The sequence below is a fragment of the Deinococcus grandis genome (assembly GCF_001485435.1).
Classification (GTDB): Bacteria; Deinococcota; Deinococci; order Deinococcales; family Deinococcaceae; genus Deinococcus; species Deinococcus grandis.
This window is the reverse complement of the sequence record NZ_BCMS01000002.1, coordinates 1-21666: the sequence shown is the minus strand read 5'-3', so window position 1 is coordinate 21666 and position 21666 is coordinate 1. Positions and strand designations below refer to the sequence as shown.

At 70.0% G+C, this 21666-nt stretch carries 21 protein-coding genes; 7 read left to right on the top strand and 14 right to left on the bottom strand.

The window, feature by feature from the left end:
* Positions 1–3 precede the first annotated feature (3 nt).
* The 3 genes from DEIGR_RS15635 to DEIGR_RS15625 are packed head-to-tail and all read right to left on the bottom strand — an operon-like array spanning position 4 to position 2373.
* The gene (locus DEIGR_RS15635; RefSeq protein WP_058978858.1) at positions 4–1122 is read right to left on the bottom strand and encodes a sensor histidine kinase; all 1119 of its coding nucleotides are present in this window, start codon (positions 1120–1122) and stop codon (positions 4–6) included.
* Positions 1119–1787, bottom strand: coding sequence for a response regulator (locus DEIGR_RS15630; RefSeq protein ID WP_058978857.1), 669 nt, complete (start codon positions 1785–1787; stop codon positions 1119–1121). The genes DEIGR_RS15635 and DEIGR_RS15630 overlap by 4 nt, the downstream gene beginning before the upstream one ends.
* A gap of 16 nt (positions 1788–1803) precedes the next feature.
* A complete protein-coding gene (locus DEIGR_RS15625) occupies positions 1804–2373 on the bottom strand; it encodes a DUF305 domain-containing protein (protein WP_058978854.1) in 570 nt (189 codons plus the stop codon).
* Positions 2374–2447: 74 nt separating this feature from the next.
* On the opposite strand from DEIGR_RS15625, the gene trxC reads away from it, so the two are divergent.
* Entirely contained in the window at positions 2448–2864 is a 417-nt protein-coding gene (gene trxC / locus DEIGR_RS15620; protein WP_058978853.1) for a thioredoxin TrxC, read from the top strand.
* Between the two features lie 80 nt (positions 2865–2944).
* On the opposite strand, the gene DEIGR_RS15615 is transcribed toward trxC, so the two are convergent.
* From DEIGR_RS15615 to DEIGR_RS15600, 4 genes are all read right to left on the bottom strand, one after another.
* The gene (locus DEIGR_RS15615; RefSeq protein WP_058978851.1) at positions 2945–4105 is read right to left on the bottom strand and encodes an acyl-CoA dehydrogenase family protein; all 1161 of its coding nucleotides are present in this window, start codon (positions 4103–4105) and stop codon (positions 2945–2947) included.
* Between the two features lie 255 nt (positions 4106–4360).
* Positions 4361–6019 (bottom strand): GGDEF domain-containing protein, encoded by a 1659-nt coding sequence (locus tag DEIGR_RS15610; RefSeq protein WP_058978849.1) that lies wholly within the window; start codon positions 6017–6019, stop codon positions 4361–4363.
* 310 nt (positions 6020–6329) lie between these two features.
* Complete coding sequence (ilvD, locus tag DEIGR_RS15605) at positions 6330–8159, bottom strand: dihydroxy-acid dehydratase (RefSeq protein ID WP_058978847.1); 1830 nt, start codon at positions 8157–8159, stop codon at positions 6330–6332.
* 131 nt (positions 8160–8290) lie between these two features.
* Positions 8291–8887, bottom strand: coding sequence for an ISAs1 family transposase (locus DEIGR_RS15600; protein ID WP_058978845.1), 597 nt, complete (start codon positions 8885–8887; stop codon positions 8291–8293).
* Positions 8888–8998: 111 nt separating this feature from the next.
* Here DEIGR_RS15600 and DEIGR_RS15595 point away from each other — a divergent pair, with 111 nt between their 5' ends.
* Together DEIGR_RS15595 and DEIGR_RS20490 are read left to right on the top strand one after the other, a co-directional pair.
* Positions 8999–9241 (top strand): transposase, encoded by a 243-nt coding sequence (locus DEIGR_RS15595; protein WP_160329951.1) that lies wholly within the window; start codon positions 8999–9001, stop codon positions 9239–9241.
* A gap of 61 nt (positions 9242–9302) precedes the next feature.
* The gene (locus tag DEIGR_RS20490) at positions 9303–9977 is read left to right on the top strand and encodes an IS3 family transposase (RefSeq protein ID WP_160329950.1); all 675 of its coding nucleotides are present in this window, start codon (positions 9303–9305) and stop codon (positions 9975–9977) included.
* Between the two features lie 23 nt (positions 9978–10000).
* Here DEIGR_RS20490 and DEIGR_RS15585 read toward each other — a convergent pair whose 3' ends face one another.
* A complete protein-coding gene (locus tag DEIGR_RS15585; RefSeq protein ID WP_083524014.1) occupies positions 10001–10816 on the bottom strand; it encodes an IS3 family transposase in 816 nt (271 codons plus the stop codon).
* Between the two features lie 47 nt (positions 10817–10863).
* The gene (locus DEIGR_RS15580) at positions 10864–11211 is read right to left on the bottom strand and encodes a transposase (RefSeq protein ID WP_058978842.1); all 348 of its coding nucleotides are present in this window, start codon (positions 11209–11211) and stop codon (positions 10864–10866) included.
* Between the two features lie 76 nt (positions 11212–11287).
* Here DEIGR_RS15580 and DEIGR_RS15575 point away from each other — a divergent pair, with 76 nt between their 5' ends.
* The 3 genes from DEIGR_RS15575 to urtE all read left to right on the top strand — a co-directional run bounded on the left by DEIGR_RS15575 (position 11288) and on the right by urtE (position 13352).
* Complete coding sequence (locus DEIGR_RS15575) at positions 11288–11812, top strand: ABC transporter permease subunit (protein WP_236704894.1); 525 nt, start codon at positions 11288–11290, stop codon at positions 11810–11812.
* A complete protein-coding gene (urtD, locus tag DEIGR_RS15570) occupies positions 11802–12572 on the top strand; it encodes an urea ABC transporter ATP-binding protein UrtD (protein WP_058978840.1) in 771 nt (256 codons plus the stop codon). The genes DEIGR_RS15575 and urtD overlap by 11 nt, the downstream gene beginning before the upstream one ends.
* A 75-nt stretch (positions 12573–12647) precedes the next feature.
* Positions 12648–13352: an urea ABC transporter ATP-binding subunit UrtE gene (gene urtE, locus DEIGR_RS15565; protein WP_058978838.1), complete on the top strand. Its 705-nt coding sequence runs from the start codon at positions 12648–12650 to the stop codon at positions 13350–13352.
* A gap of 93 nt (positions 13353–13445) precedes the next feature.
* Here the strand turns inward: urtE and DEIGR_RS15560 are convergent, their stop codons facing one another.
* A complete protein-coding gene (locus tag DEIGR_RS15560; protein ID WP_058978836.1) occupies positions 13446–14234 on the bottom strand; it encodes a hypothetical protein in 789 nt (262 codons plus the stop codon).
* The gene (locus DEIGR_RS15555; RefSeq protein WP_058978834.1) at positions 14231–15502 is read right to left on the bottom strand and encodes a hypothetical protein; all 1272 of its coding nucleotides are present in this window, start codon (positions 15500–15502) and stop codon (positions 14231–14233) included. Before DEIGR_RS15555 ends, DEIGR_RS15560 begins: the two co-directional genes overlap by 4 nt.
* A 269-nt stretch (positions 15503–15771) precedes the next feature.
* Between DEIGR_RS15555 and topA the strand changes: the two genes are divergently transcribed.
* Complete coding sequence (topA, locus tag DEIGR_RS15550; protein ID WP_160329949.1) at positions 15772–17712, top strand: type I DNA topoisomerase; 1941 nt, start codon at positions 15772–15774, stop codon at positions 17710–17712.
* A gap of 84 nt (positions 17713–17796) precedes the next feature.
* On the opposite strand, the gene DEIGR_RS15545 is transcribed toward topA, so the two are convergent.
* The 3 genes from DEIGR_RS15545 to DEIGR_RS15535 form a co-directional block, all read right to left on the bottom strand.
* Positions 17797–18516: an ABC transporter ATP-binding protein gene (locus DEIGR_RS15545; protein ID WP_201785766.1), complete on the bottom strand. Its 720-nt coding sequence runs from the start codon at positions 18514–18516 to the stop codon at positions 17797–17799.
* 17 nt (positions 18517–18533) lie between these two features.
* Positions 18534–19592 (bottom strand): ABC transporter permease, encoded by a 1059-nt coding sequence (locus DEIGR_RS15540; protein ID WP_058978830.1) that lies wholly within the window; start codon positions 19590–19592, stop codon positions 18534–18536.
* Positions 19593–20297: 705 nt separating this feature from the next.
* A partial coding sequence (locus tag DEIGR_RS15535) for a GGDEF domain-containing protein (protein WP_236704890.1) occupies positions 20298–21666 on the bottom strand: 1369 nt, incomplete at its 5' end.

Sequence of the window (21666 nt, the reverse complement as noted above, 5' to 3'; positions counted from 1 at the left end):
CCGCTAATCTAGCGTGTCCGGCCCCGCCCCGCCCACCGGGACGCCGGGCAGCGTCAACGTGAAGGTGCTGCCGCCCGCGCCGGACTCGGCCCGCAGGTCGCCGTCCATGCGCCGCGCCAGCGCCCGCGCGACCGTCAGGCCCACGCCACTGCCCACGCCGCCCGCCTCGTCACGCGTGCGGGCCTCGTCCACGCGGTAGAAGCGCTCGAAGATCCGCTCCAGGTGCTGCGGGGCGATCCCGCAGCCCGTGTCGCGCACCACCAGCGCGACCTGCCGCCCGGAGACCTCCACCTCCAGCGTCACAACGCCCCCCGGCGGGGTGTGCCGCGCGGCGTTGTGCAGCAGGTTCGCCAGCACCTGGCCGGCCCGCTCCGGATCGGCCTGCACCCACGCGCCGGACCCACCCACCCGCAGCGTCACCCCGCGCGCGGCGTACCCGTCCGCGAAGCGCTCGCGCGCCGCGTCCAGCAGCGCCTGCACAGGTACCGCCTCCAGGTGCAGGTCCACGTGGCCCGCCTCGGCGCGCGACACCAGACTCAGGTCCTGCGCCAGCCGCTCGAGAAAGCGCACCTCCCGCTCGATCGCCGGGGCGACCTGCGCGGGCGGCAGCATCCCGTCACTGAGCGCCTCGCTGTACCCGCGCAGGGCCGCCAGGGGCGTGCGCAACTCGTGGCCGACCTCGCCGATGAGCGTCACGCGGTCCTGCTCGACCCGTTCCAGCGCCGCCGCGAGCCGGTTGAAGTTCCGCGCCAGATCCGCCAGCTCATCCCGCCCGCCCTCGGGCAGCCGCCGCGCGTACGCCCCGCCCGCCAGGTCGCGGCTGCCCTGCCCCAGCAGCGCCACGGACCGCACCACCCGCCGGGACGTGAGCAGCGCCGACAGCGCCGCCGCGAGCGCCGCGAACGGCAGGGCCAGCAGCAGCGCGCCCGTCAGCGCCCCGCGCATCCCGGCCTCCAGATCCGGCCGCAGCGCCCGGCCCGGCTCGCCCATGGCCCGCACCATCTGATCCACGTGATGCTGGTACACGCCCGGCAGCGTGAGTTCCGCCACGAGCAGCAGCGCCCCCAGCGCCACCAGCACGGCGAGCAGGTGCGCCAGCAGCAGCCGGGGGAACAGCTTCACGCGCCGTCCCGGAACCGGTACCCGACGCCGCGCACCGTCTCGATGAAGCGCGGGCGGGCGGCGTCCTCACCCAGCTTGCGCCGCAGGCCCGCCAGATGCACGTCCACCACGCGTTCCACGACCGGGTCGTCCGCGCCCCACACCCGGTCGAGCAGCCGCTCCCGCGTCCAGACCATGCCGGGGTGACCGGCCAGGGTCAGCAGCAGCTCGAACTCCAGTCGCGTGAGGGTCAGGGGCGCGCCGTCCAGCGTCACCTCGCGCGTGCGGGCGTTCACGCTCAGGCCCGCGCCCCCCACCACGTCCCGCACGCCACTGCGCCGCAGCAGCGCCCGCACGCGCGCGGCGACCTCCCGCGGCGAGAACGGCTTGGTCACGTAATCGTCCGCGCCGACATCCAGGCCCCGCAGGCGGTCCTCCTCCTCGCCGCGCGCGCTGAGAAGGATCAACGGGAAGTCCGGGTGCGCGCGGCGCTGCTCGCGCGCCACGTCCAGCCCGCTCACGCCCGGCAGCATCCAGTCCAGCACCGCGAGATCCACCTCCGGCAGCAGCGCCCGCGCCTGAACGCCCGTCGCGGCCTCGCGCACGTCGTGCCCGTCGGCCCGCAGGTATGCGCCCAGGATCTCCAGGATCGCCGGGTCGTCATCCACGATCAGGACGCGTGCCATACCGCCCCAGGGTAGCTCAGCGCCGCAGCCACAGCCGGTAGGCGTACATCTCGTCCGCCTGGGCCCGCACGATGTCCCGCGAGAGCTTCAGCACCCGCGCGTCGCCGCTGCGCGCCAGGGCCACGCCCGCCATCTCCAGCGCCCCCTGGTGGTGCGGCAGCATGCCCTGCACGAACGCCCGGTCGGCGTCCGCCGCCGTCTTCAGCGGGGCGACCATGCCCGCCATCATGCCCTGCATGTGCGAGCGGGCCGCAGGGTCCACGCCGCCCAGGGCCTTCAGCCAGCCGGTCATCAGGGTGATCTCGCGGGTCTGATCCTTCACGACCGCCGCCGCCCAGGTCTTCACCTGCCTGTCCTTCAGGCGCGGCTGCGCGGCGCGCGCCATGTCCAGCGCCCCCTGGTGGTGCGCGATCATCATGCTCAGGTACGCCCGGTCGAAGGCCTGACCACTCAGCGCGTTCAGGTTCGGTCCCTGCGGGGCGGTCATGCCGGGCATGGCGTGACCGGAGTGACCGGAGTGACCGGTCTGCGCCAGGGCAGGCGAGACGGACAGCGCGGCGGCCAGCAGGACGGTCATCAGTTTCATGCCGCGCACCCTAGCGGGCCTGTGTTCAGTTTGGGTAAAGCGTGCCGGGGCCGGGCGGCGCGCATACTCGGGGCATGAGCGACGTGCTGACCTGCGCCGCGTGCGGCGCGAAGAACCGCGTGACGACCGTTCCCGCCGGACAGGTGCCGGGCTGTGCCCGCTGCGGCGCGTCACTGCCGTGGCTGATCAACGGCACCGACGCCACCTTCGCTGGGGACGTGCAGGCGGACGTGCCGGTCGTGGTGGACTTCTGGGCGCCCTGGTGCGGCCCGTGCCGCGTGATCGGCCCCGTCCTGGAGGACCTCGCCCGGGAACGCGCCGGGAAGCTGAAGATCGTGAAGGTGAACGTGGACGAGCACCCCCGCGCGCCGGGCGACCACGCCGTGCAGGGCATCCCCACCCTGCTGCTGTTCCGGGGCGGGAAGCTGGTGGGGCGCCAGGTGGGGGCCGTGCCGAAAGCCACGCTGAGCGCCTGGATCGACGCGAACTGACCACGCCGACCCCCAGGGCCACGTCGGGCCGTCCCCTTCCGGCGCCCGCCCGCTGGAGGCCCACCGTGGAGGCCTGCGGGTCAGCCCAGCGCGCTCTGACCGGTCAGGTGCCGCCCGATGATCAGCGTGTGGATGTCGTGCGTGCCCTCGTACGTGTCCACCGTTTCCAGGTTCAGCATGTGGCGGATCACCGGGTACTCGGTCGTGATGCCGTTCCCGCCGTGCAGTTCACGGGCCAGTCGCGCGCCCTGCAGCGCCACGCGGACGTTGTTGCGTTTGGCGTAACTGACCTGCGCGTAGTTCATGCGCCCGGCGTCCTTCAGCGCGCCCAGTCGCCACGCCATCAGCAGGCCCAGGCTGTGGTCGGTGGCCATGCGGGCCAGTTTGTCCTGCACGAGCTGCCGCGCCGCGATGGGCTGCCCGAAGGTCACGCGGCTGCCCGCGTAGTCCAGCGTGGCCTGCAACACGGCTTCCAGCGCGCCCATGGCGCCCCACGCGATCCCGAACCGCGCCGAGGTCAGGCACGACAGCGGGCTCTTCAGGCCGGCGCTGCCGGGCAGCAGGTTCGCGGCGGGAATGCGGCACTCGTCCAGCACGATCTCCCCGGTGACGCTGGCGCGCAGGCTCTGCTTGCGGTGGATCTTCGGGGCGCTGAACCCCGGCGTGTCGGTCGGCACGATGAAGCCCCGCACGACGCCCTCGTCGTCCTTGGCCCACACGACCGCCACGTCCGCCTCGGGGCTGTTCGTGATCCACATCTTGTTGCCCCTCAGGACGAAGTCGCTCCCGTCGCGGCGGGCGCGGGTGCGCATCGCGCCGGGATCACTGCCACCGTCGGGTTCGGTCAGGCCGAAGCAGCCGATCAGTTCCCCGCTCGCCAGGCCCGGCAGCCAGCGCGTGCGCTGCTCCTCGCTGCCGAACGCGTGGATGGGATGCATCACGAGGCTGCCCTGCACGCTCGCCGCGCTGCGCAGCCCACTGTCCACCCGTTCGAGTTCGTACATCATCGCGCCGTACGCGCTGTAGGACGCGCCCGCCCCGCCGTACGCCTCGGGCGTGGTGGGCCCCAGCAGGCCCATCCCCCCGAAACGGCGCATGACGTCCCGCACCGGCAGTGAGCCCTCATCCCACCAGTCCGCCACCTGCGGCAGCAGTTCCGCTTCGCAGAACGCACGGACACTCTCGCGGATCAGGCGTTCCTCGGACGAGAGGAGGTCATGCACGGCGAATTCATCGAACATGGTTGTTGATACCACACCCGCCCGCGCCGCGCCTGACGGGGCTGCTGTCCGGGGGCCCCTGTGTAATACGGGGTTCAAGTGAGTCCACATCATCCGGAGTCGACCGGTGGCCCCCTCACCCTTCCGCCCTGTCGCGCCTCTGCTGCGCAGCTCTTCGAGTCCCTCCCTCTCTGCTGCGCAGCTCTCCGAGTCCCACAGGGGGAGAGGGGACAACGGAACGTGTTCAAGTCGGAAGCAGGTCAATTGAATCCCGTATCAGTCGCTCCTTCCGGCCACGGCGATCGGCTCGCCGCGTGCCTTGGCGGCGTACATGGCGGCGTCGGCGTCCTGCAGCAGCGTTTCGGCGGTGCCGCCCGGGCGCAGGGACGCCACGCCGATCGTGGCGCGCAGCGGCAACCTCCCGATACTCAGGGCGTTCATCGCCTGCGTCACGCGCCGCGCGGCGCCCAGTCCCTGCGTCAGGTCACTGCCGGGCAGCAGCGCCGCGAACTCGTCGCCGCCCCAGCGGAACAACTGGTCGCTGCCGCGCACCTCCTCGCGCAGCAGCGCCGCGACCCGGCGCAGTCCCTCGTCACCCCGGGCGTGCCCCAGCTGATCGTTGATGCCCTTGAAGCCCCGCAGGTCCAGCACGAGCAGCGCCAGCGCCGGGGCCGCGTCCCGCCCGGCGGCCTGCACGGCCTGCTCGAGGGCCTCGTTGAACGCGCGGCGGTTGCCCAGGCCGGTCAGGGCGTCGGTGCGGGCCGCCGCCTGAATCTGCGCGTGCCGCTGCGCCTCGTGGATCAGCAGGGACGCCATGCTCCCGAACGCCTGCGTGACGCGCAGCGCGTCCGCGTCGAACGCGTCGGGGTCCGTGAACGAATCCAGGTTGATCAGGGCGTACACCTCGTCGCCGAACAGGACCGGGACCGCCACCACGCTCTGCAGGTGCTCGACCTCCGGCAGGAGCCCCTCCACCCGTTCACCCTCGCGGTCGTACCCGACGCCGTTGCGGATCACGCCCTCCCGCCCCAGAACGCGCGGCACGCCCCGGCGCCACGCGTCGGCGCCCAGGCCGTACCAGGTGTCACGGGTGTGCTGCCACGGAAACGTCACGTCCCGCAGCGGGCCCGTGTCGTACCCGGACACCGCCCCGAAATGAAAGGTGTCGCCCCGCCGCACGAGCAGACTGCCGCCCTGCGCGCCGGGCACGAGCTGCACCGCCGCGTCCAGCAGCGGCTGGTACAGGTCCTCGGCCGGCACGCTGTCCAGCTGCCGCTGTAGGCTCAGCAGGGTCTCCAGGCGCCGCTCGGCCGACAGCCGCTCGGTGACCAGCGCGAGTTGCCGGGTGGCGGCCGCCGCGGCCCGCTGCTCCTCCAGCGTCCAGTGGGGCGCCGGGGTCACCTGCAGGGCCTGCCGCGCCCGGTACCGCCCGGTCAGCGGGAGAAGCAGGCCACTCAGGGGGGTCGGGGCGGGATGCGGCACGAGCCGGACCTCCACGCCCGCAACTCCCGCGGGCAGGCCAGCGGCGCCCAGCGTGCACAGGAAGTCCGTCACGCGGTCCAGGGCCGCCTCGGGATCGTCCTGGCGCGCCACCCAGCTGTTCACGCGGCCCAGGTCCGCCGCCAGAGCGCGGAGGGCCAGCGCCTCCAGCAGCGGGGTGAGGAACAGCGCCAGGTCCTCCAGTGCGGCCTCGGTGGCGGCGTCCGGGTCCGGCAGGCACAGCCGCGCGACGGGCACGCCCCGCGCCACGACCAGCGTGCCGCCCGGCTGTCCGGGGCGCCCCAGGTGACCGCCCAGTCCGTCCAGGCGCGCGCGGACCTCGTCCAGCAGGCCCTGGGGGCCGGCGTACTGCAGCGCGACCCGCGCGACGTGCCGCGTCAGGTTCTGAACGGCCTGCGCTGTGCCTGACCCTGGAGCGGGCGCCGCGTCACTCATGCGGACCCCGATCGAATGGGCTGCACAGCCGGTTCAACCCGAGCGGAGGCGAGAAGGAAAGAAACGCCCCTCCGGACGTACAGCCGGCAATCCGGTGAAGTTCCGGATTGTTGGCGAAACAAACGGAATCCGTATCATGCCCCCAGCGTAAGCCGCGCGGGGCGTCCACGTGACGGCATGCCCAGCCGCCCGTCACCGCAGCGGCCGCCTGCCACGCCGACGGACGAGGCGGCAGACGGCCTGCTCAGCCGGTCGGTCGCGCCCAGGTGGGCTGAGGGAGCCCCTCGCCACACCTGAAGACCGCCCGCTGTCAGATGTTCCGGACGGCGCCGCGTGCCGCGCTGGTGGTCATGCTGGCGTAGGCGCGCAGCGCACCGGTGATCTTGCGGGGGCGCGCCTCGGCGGGGTGCCAGCCGAGTTCCTGCTGCCGCTGGCGCCGCGCGGCGAGTTCGGCGTCGTCCACCGCGAGGTGAATGCGCCGCTCGGGGATGTCGATCTCGATCACGTCCCCGGTCTGCACCAGACCGATGGTGCCGCCCTCGGCCGCCTCGGGGGACACGTGCCCGATGGACAGGCCCGACGACCCGCCCGAGAAGCGGCCGTCCGTGACGAGCGCGCAGTCCTTGCCCAGGCCCTTGGATTTCAGGTAGCTGGTGGGGTACAGCATCTCCTGCATGCCGGGGCCGCCCTTGGGGCCCTCGTAGCGGATCAGGACGACCTCGCCAGCGGTCACCGTGCCGTCGAGGATCGCGTCCACGGCGGCGTCCTGCGACTCGAACACGCGGGCGGTCCCGGTGAATTTCAGGATGCTCTCGTCCACCCCGGCGGTCTTGACGATGCAGCCGTCCTCGGCGAGGTTGCCGTACAGCACGGCCAGCCCGCCGTCCTGCGAGAAGGCGTGCTCGGCGCTGCGGATGACGCCCTTCTCGCGGTCGAGGTCCAGCGCGGTGTACCGCCGGGCCTGCGAGAACGCCAGCTGGGTGGGCACCCCGCCGGGCGCGGCGCGGAAGAAGGTGTGCGTCGCCTCGTCATCCGTGCGCTTGACGTCCCAGCGGTTCAGGGCGTCCGTCAGGCTGGGCGCGTGGACGCTGTGTACGTCGCGGTTCAGCAGGCCCGCGTCGTCCAGCTGGCCCAGGATGCCCATGATGCCCCCGGCGCGGTGCACGTCTTCCATGTGCACGTCGTTCTTGGCGGGCGCGACCTTGCACAGCACCGGCACGCGGCGCGACAGGCGGTCGATGTCCTGCATGGTGAAGTCCACGCCCGCCTCGTGCGCGGCCGCCAGCAGGTGCAGCACGGTGTTGGTGCTGCCGCCCATGGCGATATCCAGCGTCATGGCGTTCTCGAAGGCCTGGAAGGTGGCGATGTTGCGCGGCAGCGCGGACTCGTCGTCGCCCTCGTAGTAGCGCTTGGCGAGGTCCACGATGACGTGTCCGGCGCGTTTGAACAGCGCCTGCCGGTCGGCGTGCGTGGCGAGCACCGACCCGTTGCCGGGCAGGGACAGGCCCAGCGCCTCGGTCAGGCAGTTCATGGAGTTCGCGGTGAACATCCCCGAGCAGGACCCGCAGGTGGGGCAGGCGCTACGCTCGACGCTCAGGACCTCCTCGTCGCTGACGCTGTCGTCGGCGGCCATGACCATGGCGTCCACGAGGTCCAGCGAGTGCATCGTGTCCTTCAGGAGGATCTTCCCGGCTTCCATGGGCCCGCCGGACACGAACACCACGGGGATGTTCAGGCGCAGCGCGGCCATCAGCATGCCGGGGGTGATCTTGTCGCAGTTGCTGATGCACACCATCGCGTCGGCGCAGTGGGCGTTCACCATGTACTCGACGCTGTCGGCGATCAGTTCCCGGCTGGGCAGGGAGTACAGCATGCCGTCGTGACCCATGGCGATCCCGTCGTCCACGGCGATCGTGTTGAATTCCTTGGCGACGCCGCCCGCCGCCTCGATCTCCCGAGCGACCAGCTGCCCGAGGTCCTTGAGGTGCACGTGGCCGGGCACGAACTGCGTGAACGAGTTGACGACCGCGATGATCGGTTTCTGGAAGTCGCCTTCCTGCATGCCGGTGGCCCGCCACAGCGCGCGGGCTCCGGCCATGTTGCGGCCTTCGGTGGTGGTGCGGGAACGGTACGTGGGCATCGTGCTCCCGATGATGCGCTCTACGCGGGGTGGCGGCGTGCAGGCATCCAAACAGGTGCCGGTCAGGGTCACGTTCGGTCTGGGTTGCCGCAGGGGAACGGGCAGGAGTGGGGGCAGAGTGTTCCAGGCTTTTATCTTGACGCGAGGTCTGGAATCAGGAGTTGAAGAGCGAGCAGCGGATCAAGGGTCAAGCGACGCACCAGTGCCGTCACCTGACGGGTCTGTCCACTGAGTAGCGCGACCATCACGCCATTGAGCATCGCCCGTCCCTGTGCTTCTTTGCGCAACCGACACGCATCCTCGTGCGGCACGACATCCCGGCAATGGTGGCTTCCATTCTTGATGCCCCAGTGACCGCGCCAGATGCGCTCCGCTTCCTGAGCCGTCAGCAGCCGGCTGCTGACGGCATACCGCACCTCGACCCGTCGTGTGCCATCGCGGCGCGTGACCTGATGCTCACGACGGATCAACGTCTGCACGCCACACAACCCTTCCCTGATGTCGTCCGGGACCTGCGCGTGGGTGATCACTGACGTACGCCGCTCCCAGACTTCTCCACTGCTCCGCTCGACGTCCACGACGTGATCGTGCGCCAGGTACGTGAACGCGAACATCGCCCATTCCTTGAGCGAGCGGGTGTTGTTCTTGAGGGGGACGAGGTAGGCTCCGCCTGCCTCGTCGCTTCGAGTGGTGAGTTCCCGCTCGGTGTAGGCGGCGTCCAACGTCACGAGCCACCCTGTACCTAAGAGGGTCGTGTGGTCTGCCCCCGAAAACTGGACGGGATGAAGGAGAGCGTCAGGCTCGCCCCCGCCAGCCGTAGGCTGGGAAGCGAGGCCCCCATGAAAAACCGGCAGTTCAGCGAAGATCAGATCATCAAATTGCTCCAGGACGCCAAAAAGGGCGAGAAGTCAGTCGAGGACCTGTGCCGTGACTTCGGCTGCAGTCCGGCGTCCTTTTACGCCTGGAAGAAGAAGTACGGCGAGACCACCGCTGGCGAAGCCAAACGGCGTCTTGGCCAGAACAGCACCCGTATGGGGCTTGGCCGCTTCGCCAGCTCGAGAAAGAGAACGCCCGCCTGCTGAACATAGTCGGGTAGCAACGCCTGGAAATCGATGCCATGAAGGAGGTGATCCAGAAAAAGCGGTGACGCCCGCCGAGAGACGGGCAGCAGCGAGGCAACTCGTTGCCGCCCAGGTCAAGCCCGAACGGGCTTGCCTCCTAGTGGGCATTCCCAGATCCACCTGGTACGACCGTCCGAAGCCGCGTCACGATGGGGATCTCCGGCAGCGCATTCGCGACCTGGCCCTTGTGCATCCTCGACGCGGGTACCGGTTCATTCACGCGCTGCTCGTCCAGGAGGGACATCGCATCAACCGGAAGAAGGTCCGGCGCATCTGGCGCGAGGAGCACCTGACGGTCACGACCACACGCCGGAAGAAGATCCGCACTGGGGCGAGTGTTCCCATGCAGGCCGCGTACCCCGACCACGTGTGGACGTATGATACGGATTCCGTCTGTTTCGTTGACAACCCGGAACCACACCGGGTTGCCAACTCCACGCCCGGAACCCGTTTTTCTCCCACTCGCTCCGCTCGGATTGAACGGCTTTGTCAGCCATTCAATCGGAGTCCGTATGACTTCCTGTTCGACCAGACGTTCGGGGGGACAACGCTGAAGATCCTGACGCTGACCGACGAGTTCACTTGTGAATCCCTGGCGCTGCGGGTGGCGGAGTCCTTCACATCCCTGGATGTGAAGGACGTGCTTCAGGACGTCATCGCGGCGCGTGGTGCACCCAGATTCATTTTGAACTGGTGATCTGTCAAGGGTTTGGTGGAGCCTCAGTTCAGGATGTAAGCCTGCTCCTCGAAGGCCGTCGGTGACTGATACCCCAACGACGAGTGACGACGGCGACGGTTATAGAACACTTCAATCCACTCGAACACCTCTGTCCGTGTCTGGGCACGGTCCCACTGCGCTTCGCCAAGCCCCATCTCCGTCTTCAATGTCGCAAAAAAGCTTTCCTGGACAGCGTTATCCCAGCATTCTCCTGCCTCGCTCATACTCTGAACGGCCTGCAATCTGTCCAGCGCCTGCTGGTACACATCGCTCGTATACTGGCTCCCTCGATCCGAATGATGCAGGAGTCCGCCTGGTGGGTTCCGACGAGCCACCGCCATCTCCAACGCCGCTGTGACCAGCGGCGTCTGAAGTCGCTCATTCAGCGCCCAGCCGACAATTTTCCTCGAGTACAGGTCCATGACCGTCGCCAGGTACAACCAGCCTTCACGGGTGGGGACATACGTGATGTCCGTGACCCACTTCTGATTCGGGCCGTCCGCAGTGAACACCCGATCAAGAATGTTTTCTGCGACTGGGCGCGAAGATTTCGCCTTCGTCGTCGTCCGGAACTTCCGCTTTCCACGCGCGACAAGCTGTGCTTGTCGCATGAGCCGCCTGATCCGCTGACGACTGACCTGCTCTCCCTGTGCCTTCAGGTCGGCTTGGATGCGCAGCGCCCCGTATGTTCCCCGGCTTTCCTCGAAGCTGGTCCTGATTTTCTCGATCAGCACGCGGTCTTTTGAGATCCTCTTGCTCTCCGGCCTTCCCCGCGCAGCGTAGTACCCGCTGATGCTCACGTCCAGAATCCGGCACATCAGCTCGACTGGAAACTCGTCGTGGTGCCGCTCGATGAACCTGAAGATCAGGGTTGCTTGGCGAAGAAGCGGCCAAGCCCCATACGGGKGCTGTTCTGGCCAAGMCAGSCCAGSGCTTTTTTCAGGATATCCCGTTCCKGTCGYGCAATTTCCAGCTCCCGCTCCAGTTCCTTAAGGCGAGCCTCCTGTGGTGAAAGGGCGGGGATTCCCCSCCCGGTGAAGGCTGGGCGGCCGGAGGCCGTCTGGGTGTCCTGCTGCTGCTTCCACCGGASGACGTAGTGAGGGGGAACGCCGAGATCGCGGGCAATCTGGGCGCAACTCTTTCCGGTCGTGCGAACCAACCGGACGGCTTCTTGTTTGAACTCAGCGGTGAATTGCTGCTTGGGTACGGACATTCTGTCCTCCAGTGTGGATCACACTGAACTTACCCTCCACCAAACTCTATCCAGTTCAAACCTGCGTGGCGCGGACGTGGCGAACGGCCTGTACTGGGTGACGCTGCTGTTCGTGGCGCTCGCGCTGGGCGGCACGGCGCTGCTGCTGCGCACGCCGTTCGGGGCGATTCTGACCGCCATCCGCGACAACGAGAACCGCACGCGCTTCCTGGGTTTCAACCCGGCGGCGTTCAAGATTGCGGCGTTCATGCTGGGCGGCCTGCTCGCCGGCGTGTCCGGCGCGCTGTACACGCTGCACCTGGGCACCATCTCGCCCGCCATGATCGGCACGGCGTTCAGCATCGAACTCGTCGTGTGGGTGGCGCTGGGCGGCCGCGCGAGCCTGATCGGCGCGGCGGCCGGGCTGGTGCTGGGGCAACTCGCGAAAGACCGGATCTCCAGCGCCGCGCCGGACGCGTGGCTGTACGTCATGGGATCGCTGTTCGTGCTGGTCGTGCTGGTCATGCCGCAGGGCGTGGCCGGGCTGATCCGGAACCGCCGCCGCGCGCCCGCCCCCATGCCCCAGAACCCGATCACACGCGAGGTGAGCGATGCCGTCTGACACCCATGAAGCGCTGCTGGACGTGCGGGACATCACGGTGTCCTTCGACGGCTTCAAGGCCATCACGAACCTGAGCCTGTCCATCCCGAAAGGCAGCCTGCGCGTCCTGATCGGGCCGAACGGCGCGGGCAAGAGCACCCTGCTCGACACCGTGATCGGCAAGGTACGCCCCGACACTGGCGAGGTGCGCTTCGCCGGGCAGGTCATCTCGAAGCTGCCGGAACACCGCATCGCTGCTCTCGGCATCTGCCGCAAGTTCCAGGCGCCCGGCGTGCTGGAAGGCCTGAGCGTCCGCGAGAACCTGCTGCTCACCGCCCGCCGCGACAAGGGTGTGCTGGGCATCCTCAAATCCCCCACCCGCGCCGAGCAGGACCGCGCCGACGAACTGCTGCGCCTGACCGGCCTGGCCGCACGGGCCGACGTGCCCGCCGCCTCGCTGGCGCACGGCGAGAAGCAGTGGCTGGAGATCGGCATGGTCGTCGCCGCCGACCCGCAACTGCTGCTGCTGGACGAACCCACCGCCGGCATGACCGCGCAGGAGACCGCGCAGACCGCCGCCCTGATCCACACCCTGGCCGGGCGGCACACCGTGCTCGTGATCGACCACGACATGCACTTCGTGGAACTCCTGAACGCCCCGATCACGGTGCTGCACCAGGGACAGGTGTTCCGCGAGGGCGACCTGCACGCCCTGCGCGCCGACCCGGACGTCATGGAGATCTACCTGGGCCGACCCAGGGAACTGGTGGCCCATGACTGAACGCGCAGGGCTCCTCCCGCCCCTGTCGGCCCTCTGCCATCCGCCTGCTGTCATCCGCCCTTCAAAGGAGCCCCCATGCTGAAACTGGAAGGCGTCACCGCCGCGTACGGACAGAGCCCCGTCCTGTTCGGCGTCGACCTGACCGTCGCCGACGCCGAGGCCGTCACCCTGATCGGCCGCAACGGCGTGGGCAAGACCACCCTGCTGCGCGCCATCACCGGCCTGCACCCGGTCACGGGCGGCGGGGTGCGCCTGAACGGCGCGCAGGTCGAGCGGGAAGCCGCGTTCACCCGCGCCCGCAGCGGGCTGGCGTACGTGCCGCAGGGGCGCGGCCTGTTCGGGCACCTGACCGTCGAGGAGAACCTCCTGATGGGCCTCCCGGCACTGTCGGGCCGACCGGTCACCCGGCGTGAGATTCCCGAACTCGTGTACGACCTCTTTCCCATCTGCCGCGACATGGCCGGCCGCCGCGCCGGAAACCTGTCCGGCGGGCAGCAGCAGCAGGTCGCCATCGGCCGCGCCCTGGTCACGCAACCACGCTACCTGCTGCTCGACGAACCCACCGAGGGCATCCAGCCCAGCGTCGTGCAGGAGATCGAAGTGGCCCTGACCCGCATCCGCACCGAACTGCGTGTCGCCGTGCTGCTCGTCGAGCAGTACCTCGACTTCGCGTGGGCCTTCGCCGACCGCTACTACGTCATGCAGAAGGGCCGCGTCGTCGAGACCGGGGCCACCGCCGACACGCCGACCCACGCCGTCCAGCGCTACCTGGGGGTGTAAAGGCGGCCGCGCGGGGGTGGGGAGGCGCAGGAGGGAGCTGCGCTTCCCTACCCCCACCAGACGTGAGGTGGGGCGCCGGGGCGGCGTCCGTGGTCAGTTCCCGGAAGGTGGCGTGGCGCCCATCCAGGTGGCGCGCAGCGCGTCGGGCAGGCGTGCCGTCAGCGGCTCGTTCGCGTACAGGTCGCACACCCACGAGTTCTCGATGATGTTGCCCGCGGACCAGGACGGGAGCGTGTCCCCGCTGTTCGTCTCGATCTGCAGTGGAATGCGCGTGCCGTCCGGCGCCGTGAAGGTGACGGAGATGCTGGGGCAGACACTCTCGCCGGGACGCAGGAGGCCCGCGCTGGGAATCCGGCCGACCTGCGCCCCCTCGGCGTTCAGCACGGTCACGGGGCCCACGTTGCCCGCCTGATCGGCCACCAGGGTCCGGGCGCGCAGGTGCTCGCCGAAGCGCACGCCGAACACGGCGCACATCAGCACGCAGAGCAGCAGCGCGGCGCTCCAGGGCCGGTTCGGGCGCGTCCTGGCCGCCGGGCCTTCGCGGACCAGTCGCGCTGGGCGGTACCCGCTCAGGGGGCGGGCGAGCCGTTCGCGCCGGGTGCCGCTGCCGTCGGTCGCGATCAGGGCCGCGAGGTAGAGGGGCAGGGTCGTGATCTGCGCGAGCAGCACGTTGATGACGCCGTTGCGGCCCGGATCGGTGTACAGGGCCGCGACACTGAACACCACCGGCACGGCCATCAGGACGGCGAATGCACCGCCACAGCCGACCGTGTACAGGGCCATGATCTGCTGGTCCGCTGAGCGGCGGTACAGGACGCGGCCCACAGCGACCAGCAGGGCCGCACTGATGAAGGACACCGGGTGCAGGTACGGGAAGGTCACGGGCGCTCCGGAGCGTCGGTGATGAGTTCCGGCGTCGAGTCGAACCGGCCGGTCACGACGGTGAGGTGCGCGCCGCGCCGCAGCAGCGTGAACTCGTCGCCCGGGTTGACCGTGAACACGCCGATCTCGCAGGTGTTCACGGCGCGGTAGATCGGCGCGTAGGGCGGCTCGTCACTGTGTCCCAGGGCCGTCCCGTCCGGACGGGTGGCGTACGTGAGATCCGCGGTGGCGCTGCTGTAATACCGTTCGGCTTCCCTCAGCAGGGCCAGCGCCTCGCCTGGGTTCTTGAGCGCCTGCCAGAAGCGGGTGAGGGCGCGCATGGCGCGCGGGTCGCGCTTGAGCTGGTCACGGATGCGGACGTCGGAGCCGCACCACGGCTCTTTCAGCCACCGGCCAGGCGTGTCCGGGGCCGCTGCGGGCGTCGCCTGGGACGCGGCTGGGGATGGGGGGGGCGCCGGGCTCGCGGCAGGTGCCGCTGCCCTGGGGGGCGGAGGCGCGGCTGGGGTCCGGTCCAGCGCCGCTGCCGGTTCGGCGGTCGTCAGGATGGGCATGGACAGCCACTGCCCCAGGCGGTAGATGTCGGCCATCAGGTTCCGGGTCCGGTCCTCGATCAGTTCGTGCAGTTCGGCCGAGGCGTTCGGGGCGTACATCTGCGTCAGGGCGCGGCTTTCGAGCTCGGTGGACGCGAACAGGGCACGCAGGCGCGTGGCGTGCGCCGCGTGCGCCGGGAGGACCGGCTGGGCGTCGAAGGCCACCATCACGCCCGTCAGGTGCGCCTGCGCCCGTTCGAGGGCGGCCATGAGCGCCGCGAGATGCTCCCGAGGGCATGGTTCGGCCGGTGACCAGTCGGGGAGGTTCACCGGCAGGGCGACATTCAGGTCGTAGGCCGGGTCACGCTGCGCGAGGACGCTGCGTTCGAGCCAGACGGCGACCTGCGCGTAGTAGGCCCGCGCCTGATCGGTCGTGACGCGCGGCGCGAAGCCGACCGTGTCCGGGTCGGCCGCCGCGTCCGCTTCCAGCAGCGTGTCGCCGAGCGTCTGCAGGATGAACGCGTTCCACAGGCACAGGGTGGCCAGCTGCTCATGCCGGGGCTGATCCCACCAGGAGCGGTCGGTGCCGCGCAACATGAAGCGCCGCGATTCGGCCTCGTCCAGCATGGGGTGGATGCTCGCCCCGGCCCGCTGGTACGCCTCGAGGATCTCGGTGCTGATCTCGCCGCGCAGTCGGGCGCGCAGGCGGGTCATCAGGTCGGGTGGCGGGCGGGTCACGCCGCGCAGGCTAGCGCGGCTCCCGGCCGGACGCGCGCTGATCTGACCAGCAGCATTCAGGAGTAATACGCCTGAACGAGCGGAGCGAGCACCTGATAACACCAGCGGTTGGACGTGGAATCGAAGGGCGTGGTGTCGGCCCCTCAATGAAACTGGATACCGCTGTGACTAGCAGCCTCACCGCGTCCCGTTAGTCTGGGCGGCATGGCGACCCTGGTGATTGTCGAGAGGCCCGCAAGATCGTGGGGCTGCTCGGGGCGGGGTTCACGGTGCGCGCGTCGCTGGGGCACGTGCGGGACCTGCCGGGCTCGAAGGCGGAGAACCGGGCCGAGCCGTGGGCGCACCTGGGGGTGAACCCGGAGACGTTCGCGCCCATCTACGTCGTGCCGGCCGGCAAGCAGGCGACCGTCCGGGACCTGCGGCAGCTGGCGGCGAAGGCCGACCGGGTGCTGTTCGCGTCCGACATGGACCGCGAGGGCGAGGCGATCTCGTATCACCTCGGCCGGCTGCTCGGGGTGGCGCAGCCGGTGCGGATGGTGTTCACGGAGATCACCGGGGACGCCCTGCAGGCCGCGCTGCGGGCCACCCGGCCGCTGGACCTGCACCTCGTCGCGGCGCAGGAGGCCCGTCGGGTCATCGACCGGCTGGTGGGGTACGGGGTCAGTCCGCTCCTGTGGGGCAGCGTGGGTGGGAAACTCAGCGCAGGTCGCGTGCAGAGCGCGGCGCTGATGCTCGCCGCGCAGCGGGAGATGGCCCGCATGCGCTTCACGCCCGCGACGTTCTGGTCGATCCGCGCGGACCTCCTGACCCGCCCGAGGTTCACGGCGACCGTCACGCACGTGCGCAGCAGCGAGTTCCCGCAGGGGCGCCCCATCGCGCGGGCCGGGGACTACACCCAGGGCGGCGCGCTGAAGGGCAGCGTGCAGGTGCTGGAGATGACGGACGAGCAGGCCCGCGCCCTGAGCGCCTACCTGGACGGCCGGGAGGCCACCGTCAGCGCGGTGAAGGTCACGGAGACCCGCTCGCGGCCTGCGCCGCCCTTCATCACGAGCACGCTGCAGCAGGCGGGCGGGCGGCTGAACCTCAGCGCGAAACAGGTCATGGACACCGCCCAGCGGCTGTATGAGGGGGGCTTCATCACGTACATGCGCACCGACTCTCCGGCCCTGTCGGACGAGGCGGAGGCGCTGAGGGAGGCGCGCCGGGAGGCCACGCGCCTGTTCGGCCCGGCCGCCGTGCCCGCGCAGCCCAGGCAGTACGCGACCCGCAACCGGACCGCCCAGGAGGCGCACGAGGCGATCCGGCCAGCCGGGACCATCTGGCGGGCCCCGGACGCCGCAGGCCTGAGTGGCGCCGATCTGGAGGTGTACACCCTGATCTACCAGCGCACGGTGGCCTCCCAGATGACCGACGCCGTGTTCGACCGGACGGCCGTGACCCTGACCTGCGGCGCGGCCACCCTGGGCGCGCAGGGCCGCGTCCTGAAGGAGCCGGGTTTCCTGCAGCTTCTCCAGGAGGAGGACGCCGAGCCGGACGACCAGCGGCTCCCGCCTCTGCAGCCGGGGCAGCAGGTGCCCCTGAAGGCCCGGCCGCCGGAAGGCAAGAAGACGTCGGCGCCGGCCCGCTTCACCGAGGCGACGCTGGTGCAGGCCATGGAGAAGGCCGGGATCGGGCGGCCCAGCACGTACGCGCAGACGCTCGCGACGCTCCAGACGCGGGAGTACGTCCGCCTGACGGGCCGGCACCTGGCCGTGACCGCCGTGGGGCTGCTCGTGGCGACGTACCTCGCGCGGCAGGTGCCGGAGGTCATGCAGAAGGACTTCACGGCGACCATGGAGGCCGGACTGGACGACGTGGCCGCCGGCGGCACCACGCGGGTGGCGTACCTGACGCGCTTCTGGACCGAGGGCCTGTCGCAGACGATCCGCCGGGCGTCCCGGGACGCGCCGTCCCTGCCGCTCCCGCACCTGGAAGGCACGCGCCTGCGCGCGACGGGCAGCGGGCCGCACCTCGTGCGGGGCGGGCAGAGCGTGCCGCTGCCCCCGGCGGTGATTCCCGCTGACCTGGACGCCGCGCAGGCGGACGCGGTCCTGCAGGGCACCTGGACGGCGAAGAAGGCCCGGTCGGCGCGGGAGCGGCCTGCGGATGAGGGCGGGGCGCCCCGCAAGAGGCGCGCCGCCCTCCCCCGCAAGGCATCCGGGCGGTCCTGACGGCGGGTCACCGCAGAATTCAGGAGTCTTGAAGGGCACCTTCAAGACTCCTGACCGAGCGGAGCGAGCACCTGGCAACCGCTGTCAGTCCTCGTGCACGTGCCCGTCGGTGATGTGCACGGTCCGGTCGCACAGGTCCAGCACGCGCTCGTCGTGCGTGACCATGACGGCGGCGCGGCCGCGCCCGTGGACTTCACGCGCGAGCATCTCGACGACCTCACGTCCGCGGGGCCCGTCGAGGCTGGCGGTGGGTTCGTCGGCGAGGATGAGCTGCGGGTCGTTCATCAGCGCGCGGGCAATGGCGACCCGCTGGCGTTGGCCGCCGCTGAGCGCGTCGGGGTGATGGTCGGCGCGGTCCGACAGGCCGAGTCGGGCGAGTAGTGCGTCGGCCTGCTGCGTGGCGGCGCGGGCGTCGCGGCGTGCCAGGTGTGGAATGAGGGTGAGCTGCTCACGGACCGTCAGGTAGGGAATCAGGTTGCTGCTCTGGAGCACGAAGCCGAGGTGCGCGAGCCGGAACGCGGGCCGCGCGGCGCCGGGCAGGGCGGTGACGTCCTCTCCGGCGATGAGGACCTGCCCGGCGGTGGGCTGCAGCAGCGCTCCGGCGATGGCCAGGAGGGTGCTCTTGCCGCTGCCGCTGGGTCCGCGGATGGCCACGAGTTCGCCGGGGCGCACGTCGAGGGTGGTGGGGTGCAGGGCGGTGACGCGGCCCGCGCCGTCGCCGTAGGTGCGGGTGACGCCGCGCAGCGACAGCAGTGGGGCAGGGGAGGGCGTCGGTCGGTCGGGCGTGTGCAGGGGAGTGATCACGGGCGCTCCTGAGGGGTTCAGCTGGCCGCGCCGATGGCGATCAGCGGGTCGACGTGGGCGATGCGGCGCAGGCTCAGCAGGCTGCTCAGGGCGGCGACGGCGATCAGCAGACCGGACGCGCCGAGCAGGGCGCCTGGGGTGAGGGTGAAGGGCAGTCCTTCGGGCAGCAGCGCGGTGGCGCCCAGCGTGCCGAGCGTGGCGGCCGCGGTGGCGAGGGCCGTGAGCAGCAGCATCTGCGTGACGAGGGCGGCGGCCAGCGTGCGGGTGCTGGCGCCGATGGCCTTGAGCAGGCCGAACTGAGGGGTCTTCTGCAGGGTCAGGACGTAGAAGAACGCGGCCATCACGAACGCCGCCACGACGATCAGGAATCCCTGGATCATGGTCAGGCTGCCCTGCTCTTCGCGGTAGCCGGGCAGCGCCTGAAGGGTCTGCGCGCGGGTCCGCTGCGTCAGGGTGGCTGGCAGTGTGGCGGCCGGGCCGCGCAGGGCGACGGCGTTGACGGTGCCGGTGGCGCGTGGGTTCAGGGCGTGCCAGCGGTCCAGGTCGATGAAGATGACTGGCTGGTGGTTCAGGCGGGCGCTGCGCGTGAACCCGGTGACCTGCACGGTCTCGCCGCCGGGGCGGAGGGTGAGCGTGTCGCCCAGGCGCACGCCGTCGCCCTGCAGGGACTCGTCCACCACGGCTCCGTTCCCGGTGGACAGGGGCGCGCCCTGGGTGGGGGCGGGGGCCAGGAAGCCGCGGGGGTCCACGCCGATGAGCACGGCGCTGAGTTGCCGGGTGTGGGCGCTGAGGCTCGTGAAGGTCTGGGCGAGGGGTGTGGCGTCCGGGCCGAGCGTGCCGGTCAGGGCGCGCAGGTCGGAGGTGGTGATGAAGGAGCGGCTGAAGACCCCTTCGGCGTCCTGTGTGGTGACGAAGTGCGTGGCGGGGGTTTCGATGAGCAGGGCGGCGTTGTCGTGGGCGAGGCCGCGGGTGAGGCCGGTGAGCATGAACACCATGAAGGCGATCAGGGCGACGATGCCCCCGACGAGGAGGGAGCGGAGGCGGTGGTGGGTGAGTTCGCGCAGGGCCAGATACATGGAACCTCCTGTCCTACTTACCGGTCGGTAAGTAGTCTCCTGACCGTACGGTAAGACGGGAGTGTTCGGGAAGGACATTTATCCCGACGGCATTTTTTCTGTCAGGTTGTGAAGGTGCCGAAACTTGTATGTAAAAAATAGATATGATCACCCGAGTCACTTGCCGCCAAAGGCCAAAGGTCAAGTCCAACATGAAGAGGGTGACCTCATGCAGGACGAGACTGGCCGTACGTACTGGGACGCGTGCTCTGGCAGGTGGTACCCCAGACCATGCTGCGGCGTTGTGGTGGCCTGGGCCCAGGGGACGTAGGCGCGAACAGCGAGGGCATGGGCTAGGTGGCGAGGATCCTGGTGCTGGTCGCCGCCCGGACCCGCAGGGCCTGATCGGTCAGATTCGCCAGGCCGAGGGTGTCACTGTGCTGTACGACACTGAGGATGGCTGAAAATTTCGCACTAAGTCAGATTAGTAATAATCTGGGAGCTAGAACGTTGGTACTCTGCCTGGGCAGACGTCTGATCAGATCTCGCGCCCAGAAGAACCCTGGTGGTTTTGCCCTATCCTCTACCCCTCAGAATGTTTTTGAGGGGGCTTCCTGGCCTTCCTGTGAGCCTGTGTTTTTCCGGGTGTGCTGGACGCGGTTGTTCGGATGCACTGCCAAAACGATGGATGACGAATGGTCAAACTGCACAGGCGGGTCGTTTCCGTCAGCGGTCGTCGTCGCGTTTGTGGGCGTACATGCGTGTGTCCGCGAGTCGCAGCGCCCGGCTGGGGCTGCGGGTATCGGTGGGTACGCCCGCCGTACCGAGCGCGGCGGTAATCGGGAATCCGGCGGCCTGCGTGGCGCGCACGGCGTGATCGGTCAGGTGCTGCAACCGGTCGGGCGTGCCTTCGGGGTCGATCAGGGCGTACTCGTCCCCGCCGAGGCGGAACGCGCGGACCGTGTCGTGCCACAGGTGCCGCGCGAAGGTCCGGAGCAGGTCGTCGCCACTGGCGTGTCCGTGTTCGTCGTTGACGCGTTTCATACCGTTCAGGTCGATGACGCCCAGGGTGAAGGCCTGCCCTTCGAGGGTCTGCAGGGTCTCGTCAAGTGCGCGGCGGTTGCCGAGTCCGGTCAGCGGGTCGGTCTGCGCGAGGCGTTCGAGGTGCTGCATGGCCGCGTCACGTTCGAGGGCGATGCTGACGCTGCGGGCCGCGGCGCTCAGGAGGCGTTGTTCCTGCGCGGTCCAGATGGCCGGCTCGTCCTGGCGCGTGAACAGCAGCACGAACCGGTCCTGATCACTGTCGTTGCTCAGCGGCAGCCACGCGGCGCTGCGGACTCCGGCATTCAGCAGGTGGTCGATGGCGCCGTCGGAGTCCGTGTAGTCGTCGTGAAAGGTGTGCGTGGTGGGCAGCGTGTGAGGCTCGCCGTACGCGAGACGCCGGGTGAGCAGGGCCGTGAGGTGCTCCCCGCGTGGTGTGGCGGCGTCGGTCACGAGGGTGAGATGACCGTCCTGGACGTGCAGCAGGCCGCTCCAGTCGACGCGCATGCTGCGGTGCAGGACATGCATGGCGGCCGCGGCGGTCTCGGTGGGTGTGTGCTGGTCGGCGCTGAGTGCGTGGATGTCCGTCATGGCGGCCGTGAACGTCGTGGCCTGCGCCAGTTGATCGTGGAGGACGTGGCGGGTAACGCTGTCCATGAGGGCCTGCGCCGCGCCGCGCAGGATCTGGCGCTGCGCTGGTGTGAGGTGCGTCCCGTCGGCGTGCAGAGTGGCGAGGGTCGTTCGGCCGGGGCCGGTGAGGGGCTCGGCAGGCCCGGCGGTGTGAGGGTCGGCGTCCGGAGCGGTGATCTTCACCCTGTGGTCCGGCAGCAGCGTCTGCGCCCAGGTCAGCGGACGCTGAACGACCGGTGCGTCGGGCGTGTCGAGCAGGAGATGCTGGCACAGCACGTCCAGACGGTCATCAGCCCTGGGTGCCACGTGCTCCTCAGCCGTCACAGGTGACACCGGGTCGGTGGACGGGCGGAAGCGCAGGAGGGAGTCGGTGCTGGGCTGAGTGGGGCTGGGCGGGCGGATGGACGCGTCATGGGAGGACAGC